Raw genomic sequence first — 13,415 nt, forward strand, 5'->3', positions numbered from 1 at the left:
GGAAATTGGAGAGATTATTAGATGATAGAGCAATTTACCGAGTTGGAAAAAATCGTCGTACTGGATTTCGGCAGTCAATATAACCAATTGATTACACGACGCATCCGTGAATTCGGCGTATTCTCAGAGTTGGTTTCACACCGCACAACTGCTGAAGATATCAAAGCGATGGGGAACGTCAAAGGTGTCATTTTCTCCGGCGGCCCGAACAGCGTCTATGAAGACGATGCTTTCAAAGTCGATCCGGCCATTTTCGCTTTGGGCATCCCTGTATTGGGCATTTGCTACGGCATGCAATTGATGACCGACCATTTCGGCGGAAAAGTCATTCCAGCTGATGAAAGGGAATACGGACGTTCCGACATCGAAATCCTTGATTTGGATACGCCAATGTTCAAAGGCCTTTCCGACATCGAGACTGTCTGGATGAGCCATGGCGACAAAATCACTGAAATCCCTGCTGGCTTCAAAGTGACTGCGACAAACGACAACTGTCCCGTTGCAGCCTTCGCCAATACAGCAGAAAAATTCTACGGCGTCCAATTCCATCCGGAAGTACAGCACTCTGTACACGGCAACGAAATGCTGAAGAACTTCGCCTTCGAAGTCTGCGGCTGCTCAGGCAACTGGTCTATCGCTAACTTCATCGAAATCGAAACCAAAAAAATCAGAGAAACTGTTGGCGACAAAAAAGTCTTGTTGGGACTGTCCGGCGGGGTTGATTCAAGCGTAGTCGGCGTGTTGCTTCACAAAGCGATCGGCTCTCAATTGACTTGTATATTTGTTGACCACGGCCTTTTGCGCAAAGGCGAAGGCGATCAAGTTATGGAAAGCCTTGTAGGCAAATTCGGCTTGAACATCATCCGCGTTGATGCGAAAAAACGTTTCATGGACAAACTGGCAGGCGTCAGCGATCCGGAACAAAAACGTAAAATCATCGGTAACGAATTCGTTTACGTCTTCGACGATGAAGCTACGAAATTGCAAGGCATCGACTTCTTGGCGCAAGGAACGCTTTACACCGACGTGATCGAAAGTGGAACAGAGACTGCCCAAACAATCAAGTCCCACCACAACGTAGGTGGACTGCCTGAAGATATGCAATTCAAATTGATCGAACCATTGAACACATTGTTCAAAGATGAAGTCCGCGAATTGGGAACACAACTTGGTATGCCTGACAGCATCGTTTGGCGCCAACCATTCCCAGGCCCTGGTTTGGGTATCCGTGTCATCGGCGAAATCACCGAAGAAAAATTGGAGATCGTCCGCGAATCAGACTACATCCTGCGCGAAGAAATCGCGAATGCTGGTTTGGACCGCGATGTATGGCAATACTTTACAGTCCTGCCAGGCTTCCGCAGCGTAGGCGTAATGGGCGACGGCCGTACGTATGACTACACAATCGGTATCCGCGCCGTGACATCCATCGATGGCATGACGTCCGACTGGGCTCGCATCCCTTACGAAGTGTTGGACAAAATTTCCCGACGCATCGTAAATGAAGTGAAGCACGTCAACCGCATAGTGTACGACATTACGAGCAAGCCACCATCGACCATCGAGTGGGAATAGGCCGGAGCATTTTCCGGTAGTTATTACCGTTAGAAACGTTGATATATCAGGCTATTGTAGGTATTAATACAGCTATTTAGCCGTTTTTACCTTATACTATTTACCTGATTTTAGGCGTACCGTTATTACCGTTATATCAAATTTAATAAGCTAGTGCTTTTAAGCACCCTTTTAACTTGAATTTCCTTAAATGGAACAGGTTAGGAGGGTGCTTTTTTATGCTTATCCGGGATGCTATAGAGGATTTTACGCTAAATCAGGAGATATTAAGCCGGGCTGAAAGATATATAGGACTTTGCACGTATACCCTAGAGGAGTTTGAAACGTTCTTATTTAAGCAGTACGAGATAAAAACGATAGAGGCCATTAAATCAGCGCATATTAAACAGTTAATTAGATACTGGCAACAGTCCGGACGCCTTAAAAACATTACAATAAACGGCAATATTTCTCGGGTTAAGTCTTTATACACGTTCCTAGTGGAGGAGGAGTATATAAGCCGTGATGATAACCCTACACGGTTTATAAAGAATCTGAAAGAGGAAAAGACTGTAATAAGAACGTTTAACGACAGGGAAGTAAGGGCCATGCTTAAGGACTGTGAGGGCCGGACGTATAGCAATATCCGGGATATGTTAATGCTGATGCTACTTTTCGACTGTGGTTTGAGGGTATCGGAATTGATCGGGATAAAGCCCGGAGACATTAACCGCAACGGGCTACTTGTCAGAGGCAAGGGGAGCAAGCAGAGGCTTATGTATATCAGCCCCAGAGTTAAACGTCAGATGAACAAATACAAGTTTGCTAAGGAGAAACGCTTTTCTAATTGGGATCCGGAGGAGCTAGAGGATTATTACTTTTTAACGCAGTCAGGCAAGAAAGTTACACGTACCCGCATTAACCAAATGTTAAAAGAGCACGGTAAGAACGTGGGAGTAAGGGCAGGCGTAAGGTGTTGCCCGCATGATTGCAGACATTACTTTGCACAAAAGCAACTAAGAAACGGGATTGATATTTACAGTCTTTCACGGCTATTGGGGCACTATGATACGTCAATAACGGCCACCTACCTAAAGGGCCTGGATGACGAGATTATCGTTAAGCACGGGGTTAAAACTAGCCCCCTACAAAGTCTTAAACAGTAAGTTACAACAGAATATAGGGGCACAAAAAGAGCCCTATAACCGTTATTACCAGGTGGTGGAACACCTTAGTAACGGCCTGATAAACACAGTATCAGACAGAACGGCTACAGAGCTATATCAGTAATTTTAGCAGTGTAGCGGTTATTTTTCAAGGCAGAATACCCCTAAAAGAGGGTTCAGCGCTTGTACTGTTATCTGAGTGTATCTATCAGGAGCAGTATAGGCGCTTTTATTCTGTCCTAACGTCTATCCCGGAGAAATGTTAGTTACCGGGCGAGGACGGTATAAACCAGGCACGGCTCAGCCATTGTACTAACCCTAGTAAAAGAGCCGGGTTACTTTGCGTACAGAACACCAAAAGCAAGGGGGCGAGCACGGCCCTGGGAACTATTCCCTAAACAGTGAGGCAGGCTTGTCTGTTTTTGGCGGGCCCGTTAACCATTAAGCCGGATACAAAGCCCGTTACACAAAACACGGGAGCGGTACTCTTAAAGTCTCAACCGCAGAACGAAATGCAGAGATACGCCGGTAAAGGGTTGTCTGAGGAGCAGATAAAGACGTAAAAACGGGCTTACATTCTATACCATACCGGAAAGAGTGACGTTCTTTTCTAGGGCGTATTCTGCCCATAGCCCGGCAAGCCGGACCGTAACCCACAGCATAAATAATTAACACAGGCACAGTTTAAGTATAAGGAGGAGCATTTAGAATGGCACAAAATAAGATTATGATAATTGTAAACAAGGAATATTTGATAAGTACCTTACTGTTCCTGGGGGACAAGGTGGATGATTGTTATCAGGGGGAAACAGATAGAGTTATAGATAGTTTGATCCAGCAGATAGAGACCGGGCTTGTAGCTCCTGAGACAGTTGCATAGGGGATTGAGTATTAAATAAGTCCTTAATAAACAGAGATACACCGTGGTACAAATTTTTATCTCATTAACATTTTCAACCGGAATCTATAAAGGTAGACTACCCACTTTGTAGAGGATCCTTATCTGGGTCCTTAGTTTTTACAAAATTTTATACTAAATCTGTCACAGTAGGGGGAACACATTCTTAATAAATAAGTGTAAGGATAAAATAATATAAAATAAAGGGGACATTTAAAATGATTAACAGTGATGAGATTTATGACTATGACACAATTATTATTAAGTACAATGACGGCATTCAAGATGGAGACTACTTTATTGAGCTAGACGATTTAAAACTGTTAAGGGAAGAGATGGAAGGCTATTGCGGGCTAATAGCTGTTGGACAAGGAAATAATGGCTATATTTATGCTGATATTACAGAGGATATTTATAGCTACCTACGTGCTAATCTTTGCTATTATGAGATACGAGAGAACGCTGTATGGGAAACTATTTTGGACAGTGAGGGGACCATAGTAATAGATGTGTGGGCTTTACCTGGTATCATTTCATGTAAGGTGAGTCTTGAGAATTTTATCCATAAGTATAAACCGGAATATAACCTACTTTTTAGAGAACTATTGGCTATAGGGATTAGTGAAGGCCATACAGTTGAGGAGCAAAAGGCTACTCTAGAGGAGTACGGGCTTTTATAAATTGTAATAACTAAATAACGTATATATCGGAGGTCTTGGGTTAATTCCTAGGGCTTCTTTTTTCTTTGGTGACAGGGATTAGATTTATTTAGGAAAAAGTAAATGTAACTACATAATATTATTATATATATACCACAAAATTTATTTAGATGTATAATAAGGTATAGAAATAATGTGTATTCTTTACTGGAGTCCAATAGGCACTAATAACAGTTAGGGAGATGGGGAAAAATGGAGGGTGTTAACTTTGTAGCTTTAAATATTCAAACAGCTAACCACAGTAGTACAAGTATTTGCGCTATAGGTCTAGCAAAGTTTATTAACGGCAAAATTGTAGACAGATACACAACCTTAGTTAATCCGGAGGAAGAATTTGACGGCTTTTATCAGAGTATGCATAAGATAACTAGTGATTTGGTAAAAGAAAAGCCTTTGTATTCGAATATTACGAAAGATGTTATTACATTTATAGATGGATTACCAGTTGTTTCCCATTATGCCCCTTTTTCCTTTGGAGCTATTCAGAATTGCAACAAGAAATATGATATTAGTGATTTTTACATTGAGTATTTTTGTTCATGCGCTCTCACTAAAGCATTGCACAGTAGTATAGATTATGGCTTAAGAAGTCTATGTAAAGAATTTAACATAGATTTAACTGAGTATAATGCCCTCTCACATGCTGAAGCGTCGGGTAAAATAATTATGGAACTGATTTACAAAAATTCGGCGACAGATTTATCTGACTTATATAAAAAGGCTAATTACAAAAAACTAGGTATGGTCAGGGGCTTTGAACGTATACCTTTCGAGAAATCACAATATTTTAGCAGCAAAGAGCATGTGAATTTAGTAGATAGTTTGGACCCTAGTTATTTTAATGAGGAGCACCCTTTCTATCGTAAGCACGCAGTAATAACGGGTAAGTTAAATATTGGTTCCCGAAATCATGCGTTTGAGTTATTTGAAAAAGCTGGAGGAATCAGAGAGGAACAAATTACTAAACTAACTAACTTTCTAATTATGGGAGAGCAGAAAAAAAATAAAAAAGGGAGTAACAAGATAACAGATGTTCAAAAAAGATTGGCAGATGGTCAAGAAATTGAAATATTAATTGAAGAAGATTTCTTGAGAATGCTGTAAGTTAAATATGGGAGGCGGTACATGTTGGACTTAAAGAAAATTACATCCACTAACGGGTTTACGTTTATCCTTGATGATATGAGTTCAGACAGGGATAAACGGCAAAGCATATACAGAGGAGATAACGTACTGTTAAGTAGGCGGAAAATTTTAGATCCCGTTATCCCGCTATTTGCTAGGGACGCTCAAACAGTCAGATATGAAAATGTATCGGAAATTACAGCGCCTAACGATATTGAAAGGGATATTTTCCTAACACTGAGAGCGGGACAGGAGCTTACAGAAGATCAAAAGGAATACATAAAGAGTAATTACGTAAGATAACCTGGTGTAATCAGAGGTATCTGTAAAACTACAGTAAATTAATAGTGTAGTTTGTTCCGAATAAACTAGCTTTTATATGCGCCTTGTTCGTAGCACATTACCCCAAAAAAATAAGATAATAAGATAATGAAGGATGTTTTAGATATGAAAAAGTTACTATTCGTCATTCCATTGTTATTTTTAACCGCTTGTACCAGCAACACAGAAGCAGAAACGGTTAGTCCTGTTAAAGAGGTAGCAATATCTATCAATAAAGACAGCGTGGAAGAAACGATTACTTACCTTCAAGACACGTTTGAGACGGATGGCAATGTAGTGGAAGAAACCGAGAAGGAGTACGGCAACTATCGTAAGGTATACAAAGTGAATGATGAAATTTTCATTTATCCTGATGATGAAGATGTTGGAATTGATGAAATATATTTTAGAGGCATCCCAGTAGAAGAAGCTGAATTAATCTTAGAAGAAATCAACTTTCCGGAATCTGCTGATTTTGAAAGGATATTAGCAGACCCTGAAGGGTATTACAATAGCTATGACAGAAGACATTATTTCATCACTTATCACGGTATGGGGGTTCACCTAGTCCAGGCCGAGGAAGAAGTGGCTCGAGCGATGGGCTTCCGAGGGACGGTTAGTCTGTTTTTAGTATACAACCAAGATTTATTTGAAGAATTTGAAGCGTACCAATAAAAAAAGCATTTACAGTATGAATGGCTTATCTGACCCCCCAAAAGGCAGGTGAGCCTTATTATTTTTAAAAGTGTAAAAACATAATGAAAACAAGAGAGGTGCTCGTTCCTTGATTTGAAAATCTCAAAAGCGGAAAACTGAAGGAGGTCTATTTAACGATGGAAAATGAGAGAATAAAGATTACTTGTCCTAATTGTAATAAACAGATTTATTTAACTTTTAACACTAAGGAATGCCCTAAATGCGGATTTATGTATGATGATGAAGGCGTTAAAAATATTTTTTACAAACTTGAATCCCAAAGGGCGAACAGTAAACTATATCAAGCCGGTAAAAAAATGGAAAAATCAGGAGCACAAATGGAAAAGGCAGGGGATGCCATGAACAGTTTAGGGAACAGTATGATGGGATGTGGTTGTCTTTTAGTAGTATTGTTCATCATAGTGTTGATAATTTTATAAATTTAGGAATTGTAAATTTTTTTAAAGGTTCTCATTCCGCCTGTTTTCCATTTTTCGGCGCCAAAAAATTACTATCAGTTTTGCTGTAATTGCTTTTAGTTACGACCTGATAGGGGGAATTGTTAGGAGGCTGTAGGGATCTGTAAGGGTAAGGGGTAACGCTGTAAGGTAACGGTTTATAGACTGCCTAAAACCATGCCTCCGGTTCCCGCAGATCCGCACAGCTAAGCTACACCGCACAGCTACCCCTTACCCCGTGCCATAGGGTCCCGCCTCAGCCTGTCACAGAAAAATTAAATACAAGGGGCTCACAGAGTTTTTTTATTTACAACGGTATCACATTAACTAAACGTTAACTAGCTGTATATGGCTGTTTTTTTCGTTTAAGGGCTATCCTGGCCTGTCTGTATCAGTTAGCTAACGTACCTACAGCATAGCAATAACTACACATAACCAGGGGGCCAGGTACGACTGCCACAGCCAGGTAGCAAGACCCTAACCCCAGGGAGTAGCCGGGGCCAAGCTGTATAATTGTATCTGTGTATCATTGAGGTATACTCTCTTGACACAATAGCGGAATGGCTTTATACTGGGGTTATGAATGTATCGGGTGAGTGTATCAAGAATAAACGGGGAAAAGGGGTAAATATTATGTTATACGGATATGCGAGGGTATCGACAGTAGGCCAGGACCTTACCATACAAAAGAAAGCCCTAAAGGGAGCCGGAGCTGAAAAGATTATCTCAGAGAAAGCAAGCGGTAAGAATACGGACCGGGCCGGGCTAAATAAGCTACTTAATCAGCTACAGCCCGGAGATACGTTAATAATTACTAAAATGGACCGTATAGCCCGTAACGTTACCCAGGGCATACAGCTTATAGACAGCCTAAACGATAAGGGAATAACCCTAAACGTGCTTAATATGGGCGTATTCGACAACAGCCCTACCTCTAAACTTATAAGAAATATCCTGTTATCTGTAGGGGAATGGGAGCGGGAAATGATACTAGAGAGGCAGAGAGAGGGCATAGCAGAGGCCAAAGCAAGGGGCGTATACAAGGGGATGCCTAAAAAGTACACTAAGGATAATAAGAGCTTACAGCTTGCCTTAGATTTAATGGCTAACCGTGATACTAATAAAATGAGCGTTAACGATATTGCAGAGGCTACACAGATAAGCCGGGCTACTATTTACAGAGAGTACCGGGCATTACAGGGACAGAGCTAACAGCTTGCCTAACAGAATAACGTACACCAGGGGGCTTATTACAGCCCTCTTTTTTAATGCAGTTTTACAGCCTTAACCGGATCCATACAGTAACACCTTAACCCCTGGAACAGCCCCTAAATAAACCTTACAGCCCGCCTAACAACAGCTTAAGGTATTTACATGTTAACAGAGTAAAAGCCGTTACAGTCCGTTACAGCACCTTACAGGAATGGCTCAGGAGTACAGCCCGGACAGGCTAGAAACCCTTATAGGCCAGGAAGTATAGCGTTTTATTGCCTGGAAGTTACGCAATATCAGGGCACAGGAGGGGACAGCCACAGGCGAGGCTTCCTGAGTGTAAACGGGTATTTTACAGCCCTTAACAGCTAGCCCTGGAAAGATTTACGGGTATCTTAGCTGTATTTACAAGGTCCCTAACAGCATTACAGCCCCTAAACAGCCCCTACCGGATCCCTAACTGTTTACCCTGTATAAATATCTGCTACAAAGTGTTAGAGAAACTGGGGTTAATCACTACAGCGACTAACTGTATAACTGTTTAAAGAGCTATATAGGTCCCTAGCGGTCCCGGCCTAACGGCCCCTATCCTAAAATAATAACGAGAGTTTAACCTTTTCTATAACGTTACCTGTACCAGGGGCTAACCCCTTAAAACAGTAACCAGGGCCCAGGACGTTCTAAATAAAAGGGAATCTATACAGTTTATTTTGTAAGGAGGTGGGGGCGGTAGCCCCAGGGAGAGCCGTAGGCGATCCCTATATCTTTTAACGGGGTAGAGCAGTTACAGCAGTAAATAACAGTAAAGCCGTAGGATCCTGAAGAATAAGAAGGGTTCTCACGGGTAAAAGTAGCCTCATCCTCACAGCCTCAAGGGTTACAGCGTTTTTAGACTATGACGGTTTATGTCCTGTGTTTGGGCCTATTTATGACGGTTTATGTCCTATGTTTTATTGCCTACAACTTTAAGATGCCTCAATAAGAGGGGGAACGGGTAAAAATGCCCCGGCCCCTTTAGTCCGTTTAGCCTCAGAATATCCCCAGAAAGCCCCGCAGAATATGCCTCTTTATGTCACAGCTAGCAACTTTTTTCTAAATACAGAATAGCTGTAAAACAGAAAGGCCTTTTAGCTGCCCTCACAAAATAATATTTAAACTTTTTCCACTTTTTTTTAAAAGGTACTTTCATTACAGGCCCCTTAGTTACACATAACAGTAAGAACGGTAAGAGCCGTTACTTATTTTTTAGGAGGACAGCCTTAATGAATATTAAAAATGATATGAACAGCGGAAAAACCCGCTCTAACTTGGCAGTAATTAATACCGAAACCGGGGAAATAATCAACGAGGTAGCAAGCTATAGAACGGTGACACAGCAAGAGGCCTACCAACAGTTTAAGCAGAAAGAGGACCGGGTAGCCTCAGCCAAAGAGGAGAAAGAGCCTTTTATCTTTGCAGATATGAACAATCTAAAGGAGAGAATAGGAATGACAGAGTTAACGTTTAAACAGCTAGGCTATTATGCCGTGCTCACGACTTATGCCGGGTACGATAACGTACTGAAATTATCAGAACAGGCCAACGTACCAATGGACAAGGAGGACCTTAAGACAGTCCTAAAGATTAACCGGGAACACACTATAAACGAGCTTATAAAAGCCCTGAAAACCGCCGGGGTCCTTACAGAGATTACTATAGATAAGTACGGCAAGAAACGTAAGTCTTACATGTTAGACAGTACCCTACTTTTTAGAGGAGCAGGCGCAGGTAACGGGGTAACAGATAAGGCTAAAATTTGGCAATCGAACGTACAACAGGCATTTAAAGAGGGAACGGTAACGGCCTCAGATTTAGGGCTAGTATTCGCTGTTATTCCTTACGTTAACATTGCTACCAACGTACTAGCTTATAATATCCAGGAATCAGACGGTAACAAGGTGCTAGGGATAGCCCTAGGGGACCTGGCAGAGCTGTTAGGTATCGACTTGAAAACATTACAACGTCACGTTAACGGTGCTAAATTTAACGGTATGCACATCTTTAGCAAGTCCCAGGCCGGATCTGAAAAGTTTATTAAGGTTAACCCGCTGATTGTATATCGAAAGGCCGGAAAACCTGACGTAGCAAGCTATGTAGAATTTACGGCTAAAGTAGGAAAACCACCTAAAAAAGGAGCTAAATAATCAAGAGTATCGACAAGTTATCACAGGCATACAGTAAGATTGATTACCGTAAGCCGGCAAAGCAGACCATCATCACAGCTAAAGAGCTAGGAATCAGTATTAAAGGACCGGGAACTGAGAAAAGCACCGGCCCTACAGCAGTGCAAAAAATGGCAGAGGGCTACAGATTACATAAAGAGCAGATTGAGGCCAAAGCTAAGGAGCAAGGGGAAAAGAACGTTAAGGACCATGAAAAGGCGCTAAAGACGTTAAAAAATAACACTAAGACTAACACTAAAGGAGCGGGTAAATAATGGCTGAATTAATCACAGAAACAGGTAAACGTAAGGAATTACTAGAGGTATTTGAGGCAGAGGTAGCGGTACTTAAGGAGCTAGAAAAAGCGGTGACGAAAAGAGCAGATAAAGTTAACAACGGTGATAAGGCCCGTATTACAGCACGGTTGACAGCGATCGCTAAGGCCCTGGCAGAGGTGGCAACGGTTGAGGCGGGCAAGGCGTTAATGGCTGAAAAGCGAGAACTAACTGAGGAGTTAACCCTGGCCGAGCGTATTGAGCAGAATATGCAAGACGGTTTTAAGGCTGATTTAGAACAGTTAGCTATTCCCTTTTATCGACAAGAGGCTAAAGCTATGGAGGCTTTAAGAGCCCTGTACGCAGAAACCTATAACACTACTACCCCGCTAACGGTCCGGGCAGACCTTACCGCTATTAAAGAGCTTAATCAGCCTGTAAATGGGGCCATAGTACAAGTATTCCATGCTTTAGCGGTGCATGAGGTCCTAGGGAAATCTTGGAATGGTAATGTTCAGACGAAACAAGTAACAGCTAAGAACGGTGAGCGGGTAACTTTAGGCCGTGGCAGTGTGGTTAATACCGAGGCACTGGAGGCCATTAAGCAAGTTGTAGAAAGGGGCGGTATTTAATGGCCATGACTGAGAAAGAACGTAAGCAACAGGTTATAGCAGACGTACTGGAGGAGCGGGCCCCGGCAACGCCTCTAGCTCACGCCTTGACTTTTGCGCTACTGTCAGCCCAGGAGGGAGCGGTACAGAAAGAGTATGCTGAGGCAGTCGGAATATCAGACAGGACCTTAAGAAAGTATATCGGAGATAACCGTAAGGAGTACGAGGCAGAGCACAGCAGAGCAGAGGCAGAGTTAAGCCAGGCCTTAGGACGTACTAAACAAAAAGAAATGACCGGCTCACAGTTAGACGCCTTTATTGATATTCTGATCGAAAAGGCAACGTCTGACACAGGGACCACCCAGGACCGCAAGTTATTAATTGAGTTCACGGGCCTCAGTGGTACCGACCTTATCCAACGTAACGCAGTGAAAAAAACTAAGCTCCATTGGTGGGTACTGAACAACTTAAGCACCTTATCAGGCTATATGAATACCAGGGAGCTAGGGCTTAACCTCAGTGAATCGGATACTCTTTACCGTGAGGACCGTGCAAGCGAGCAGAACTTACAGCGATTTGTGGACAGGAGTATCTTTAAGGATAAGGCGTTTTATATGGAGTGTGCCTATTTTGGCCTAGTCTTTATGTCAATGTATAACGAAACCGAACACCCGGACCTGTTACTCATGTCTGACGCTGTTAGGCTTGAACGCTTACTGAATAACCCTGACTTAAATACAGAGGACCCACTAAGACAGCTAAGCGGGGCCCCAGGAGCCAGTAGATATGCTGAGGGTAAAGACTACCACAGGCCTACACCAGGACAGGGCCCGGACCTGGACAGCATGTTAAGAGATTTGTTTGACGTAAGCCCCACAGCACCTAAATCAGAGCTTGAACGGGTAATGAATGAGTTTAACGAAAAGCACCCTAAACCCCCACAGGCTGAGGCTTTACCACCCTTTAAGCGGGAGGATATTGTTAAAAGGGTTACCGATAAGGCTGACCTGTTAACAACGTATCTATCTGTAGACGAGTGGATACACGCCCTGAATAACCCAGGTAAGAAAAAACAGTATTAACAGCACAGCATTACAGCGTAGCAGTACAGAGTGGACAGACAACAGCATAGACAGATACCGGGGCCGTTAATAGCGGTCCCTATATCTTACTTTACTTTAGGAGGCGTACAGATGGACCTGAATAAAATTTACCGTGCCCTTTACCTTTACACCGTGGACGGGGTTACAGATATAAAAGAAATAGCAGAGCAGACGGGCTTAAGTATCGGAGTAACCCGTGAGGCCGTAGACAGCAAGCGGTTTTTCCCAAAGGTTAAGGAAGATTTTAAAGCAGACCAGGAGGCCGGAGATTACAGCCGTACTTACGAGGTAAAGTATAAACGGCTACAGGCAGACAGCCTAGCTGAGGCCATAGACAGATACGTTAATTTGATCCTGATGGACGGTAAAACTTTAGACTTTATAAAAGGCCTGATGTTGTCAGATAACGTAAGGGACGGGCAGATAAATAGCGTACTGGCCGAGGTATCGAGAATAGTAGCCGAGCATAAAGCAGAAAGGCTACAGGATATTGTAGAGGAGCTGTTAGAGATTGAGCAGTTACCGCCTAAATTCACGATAAATAAGGCTATGGAGGTTACAGAGGTTTTTCCTAGCCCTATGGTAGACCGTACCGGGCACGTAATAGCCGTGAAATACACAGCAGAAAGGGTAGACTGGCGTAAGGACCTACCTACAGAGCTTGCTATAGCCTTGTATCAAGTAGAGCACCCTCTATGGTTAGACGGTCACAAAGTAAGCCCTAACCCTGAAACCTGGGGCCCTAAAGATTACTATGTTATTTCGGGGGCCGGAAAGGGTAGGCACTTCTTTTACAAGGAGCTTGCAGAGTACTTAGAAATGGAACACAGTGAGCTAGCCCCGTTTATACAGAAAGCCAGGTCCTACGTTGCCTATGCCGAAAAGGAAAAGCCCCAGGCAGAGCCTACAGATTCCAGGCGTATAGAGCAGATGGTAGCCCAACTTAAAGCGGAATATGTAGCTAAGGGCGGGGTACTTACGAGGCGTAGAAACAGCAGAGCAGTAACAGCAGAATAAGTAGTAGTTTGAGACCCCGCACAGCCTGGGGCCTTTTTTGCGTCCATACCCTTTGCTTA

General features: G+C 42.8%; 14 protein-coding genes. All 14 read left to right on the forward strand.

Annotation, left to right across the window (positions count from 1 at the left end; genetic code table 11):
* The first annotated feature begins 21 nt into the window (after nt 1–21).
* The 14 genes from guaA to C7R73_RS09215 all read left to right on the forward strand — a co-directional run bounded on the left by guaA (nt 22) and on the right by C7R73_RS09215 (nt 13,356).
* The gene (gene guaA / locus C7R73_RS09160; protein WP_106450222.1) at nt 22–1,575 is read left to right on the forward strand and encodes a glutamine-hydrolyzing GMP synthase; all 1,554 of its coding nucleotides are present in this window, start codon (nt 22–24) and stop codon (nt 1,573–1,575) included.
* Between the two features lie 218 nt (nt 1,576–1,793).
* A complete protein-coding gene (locus C7R73_RS09165; RefSeq protein ID WP_106450223.1) occupies nt 1,794–2,720 on the forward strand; it encodes a tyrosine-type recombinase/integrase in 927 nt (308 codons plus the stop codon).
* 709 nt (nt 2,721–3,429) lie between these two features.
* The gene (locus C7R73_RS13735; RefSeq protein WP_161525914.1) at nt 3,430–3,600 is read left to right on the forward strand and encodes a hypothetical protein; all 171 of its coding nucleotides are present in this window, start codon (nt 3,430–3,432) and stop codon (nt 3,598–3,600) included.
* Between the two features lie 236 nt (nt 3,601–3,836).
* A complete protein-coding gene (locus C7R73_RS09170) occupies nt 3,837–4,298 on the forward strand; it encodes a hypothetical protein (RefSeq protein WP_106450224.1) in 462 nt (153 codons plus the stop codon).
* A 231-nt stretch (nt 4,299–4,529) separates the two neighbouring features.
* Nucleotides 4,530–5,441 carry a hypothetical protein gene (locus tag C7R73_RS09175; protein WP_106450225.1) on the forward strand — a complete coding sequence of 304 codons (912 nt, stop codon included), beginning with the start codon at nt 4,530–4,532 and terminating at the stop codon, nt 5,439–5,441.
* Between the two features lie 21 nt (nt 5,442–5,462).
* Nucleotides 5,463–5,765 carry a hypothetical protein gene (locus C7R73_RS09180; protein ID WP_106450226.1) on the forward strand — a complete coding sequence of 101 codons (303 nt, stop codon included), beginning with the start codon at nt 5,463–5,465 and terminating at the stop codon, nt 5,763–5,765.
* A 144-nt stretch (nt 5,766–5,909) separates the two neighbouring features.
* Nucleotides 5,910–6,458 (forward strand): hypothetical protein, encoded by a 549-nt coding sequence (locus C7R73_RS09185; protein ID WP_106450227.1) that lies wholly within the window; start codon nt 5,910–5,912, stop codon nt 6,456–6,458.
* Between the two features lie 158 nt (nt 6,459–6,616).
* Nucleotides 6,617–6,919 carry a hypothetical protein gene (locus C7R73_RS09190; RefSeq protein WP_106450228.1) on the forward strand — a complete coding sequence of 101 codons (303 nt, stop codon included), beginning with the start codon at nt 6,617–6,619 and terminating at the stop codon, nt 6,917–6,919.
* A gap of 651 nt (nt 6,920–7,570) precedes the next feature.
* Nucleotides 7,571–8,149: a recombinase family protein gene (locus tag C7R73_RS09195; RefSeq protein WP_106450229.1), complete on the forward strand. Its 579-nt coding sequence runs from the start codon at nt 7,571–7,573 to the stop codon at nt 8,147–8,149.
* 1,262 nt (nt 8,150–9,411) lie between these two features.
* Entirely contained in the window at nt 9,412–10,332 is a 921-nt protein-coding gene (locus tag C7R73_RS09200; protein WP_106450230.1) for a hypothetical protein, read from the forward strand.
* A 149-nt stretch (nt 10,333–10,481) separates the two neighbouring features.
* Entirely contained in the window at nt 10,482–10,625 is a 144-nt protein-coding gene (locus C7R73_RS13740; protein WP_161525915.1) for a hypothetical protein, read from the forward strand.
* Nucleotides 10,625–11,257, forward strand: coding sequence for a hypothetical protein (locus C7R73_RS09205; protein ID WP_106450231.1), 633 nt, complete (start codon nt 10,625–10,627; stop codon nt 11,255–11,257). The genes C7R73_RS13740 and C7R73_RS09205 overlap by 1 nt, the downstream gene beginning before the upstream one ends.
* Nucleotides 11,257–12,318 (forward strand): hypothetical protein, encoded by a 1,062-nt coding sequence (locus C7R73_RS09210; RefSeq protein ID WP_106450232.1) that lies wholly within the window; start codon nt 11,257–11,259, stop codon nt 12,316–12,318. The genes C7R73_RS09205 and C7R73_RS09210 overlap by 1 nt, the downstream gene beginning before the upstream one ends.
* Before the next feature lie 111 nt (nt 12,319–12,429).
* Nucleotides 12,430–13,356 (forward strand): hypothetical protein, encoded by a 927-nt coding sequence (locus tag C7R73_RS09215; protein ID WP_106450233.1) that lies wholly within the window; start codon nt 12,430–12,432, stop codon nt 13,354–13,356.
* Nucleotides 13,357–13,415 lie beyond the last annotated feature (59 nt).

Source organism: Trichococcus alkaliphilus, from assembly GCF_003008695.1.
Taxonomy (GTDB): Bacteria; Bacillota; Bacilli; order Lactobacillales; family Aerococcaceae; genus Trichococcus; species Trichococcus alkaliphilus.

Excerpts from the sequence above, each read along its gene's own strand:
- C7R73_RS09195 (WP_106450229.1), top strand. The coding sequence starts at position 7,571 with ATGTTATACGGATATGCGAGGGTATCGACAGTAGGCCAGGACCTTACC.
- C7R73_RS09205 (WP_106450231.1), top strand. The coding sequence starts at position 10,625 with ATGGCTGAATTAATCACAGAAACAGGTAAACGTAAGGAATTACTAGAG.
- C7R73_RS13735 (WP_161525914.1), top strand. The coding sequence starts at position 3,430 with ATGGCACAAAATAAGATTATGATAATTGTAAACAAGGAATATTTGATA.
- C7R73_RS09190 (WP_106450228.1), top strand. The coding sequence starts at position 6,617 with ATGGAAAATGAGAGAATAAAGATTACTTGTCCTAATTGTAATAAACAG.
- C7R73_RS09180 (WP_106450226.1), top strand. The coding sequence starts at position 5,463 with ATGTTGGACTTAAAGAAAATTACATCCACTAACGGGTTTACGTTTATC.
- C7R73_RS09210 (WP_106450232.1), top strand. The coding sequence starts at position 11,257 with ATGGCCATGACTGAGAAAGAACGTAAGCAACAGGTTATAGCAGACGTA.
- C7R73_RS13740 (WP_161525915.1), top strand. The coding sequence starts at position 10,482 with ATGGCAGAGGGCTACAGATTACATAAAGAGCAGATTGAGGCCAAAGCT.
- C7R73_RS09175 (WP_106450225.1), top strand. The coding sequence starts at position 4,530 with ATGGAGGGTGTTAACTTTGTAGCTTTAAATATTCAAACAGCTAACCAC.
- C7R73_RS09165 (WP_106450223.1), top strand. The coding sequence starts at position 1,794 with ATGCTTATCCGGGATGCTATAGAGGATTTTACGCTAAATCAGGAGATA.
- guaA (WP_106450222.1), top strand. The coding sequence starts at position 22 with ATGATAGAGCAATTTACCGAGTTGGAAAAAATCGTCGTACTGGATTTC.
- C7R73_RS09215 (WP_106450233.1), top strand. The coding sequence starts at position 12,430 with ATGGACCTGAATAAAATTTACCGTGCCCTTTACCTTTACACCGTGGAC.
- C7R73_RS09170 (WP_106450224.1), top strand. The coding sequence starts at position 3,837 with ATGATTAACAGTGATGAGATTTATGACTATGACACAATTATTATTAAG.
- C7R73_RS09200 (WP_106450230.1), top strand. The coding sequence starts at position 9,412 with ATGAATATTAAAAATGATATGAACAGCGGAAAAACCCGCTCTAACTTG.
- C7R73_RS09185 (WP_106450227.1), top strand. The coding sequence starts at position 5,910 with ATGAAAAAGTTACTATTCGTCATTCCATTGTTATTTTTAACCGCTTGT.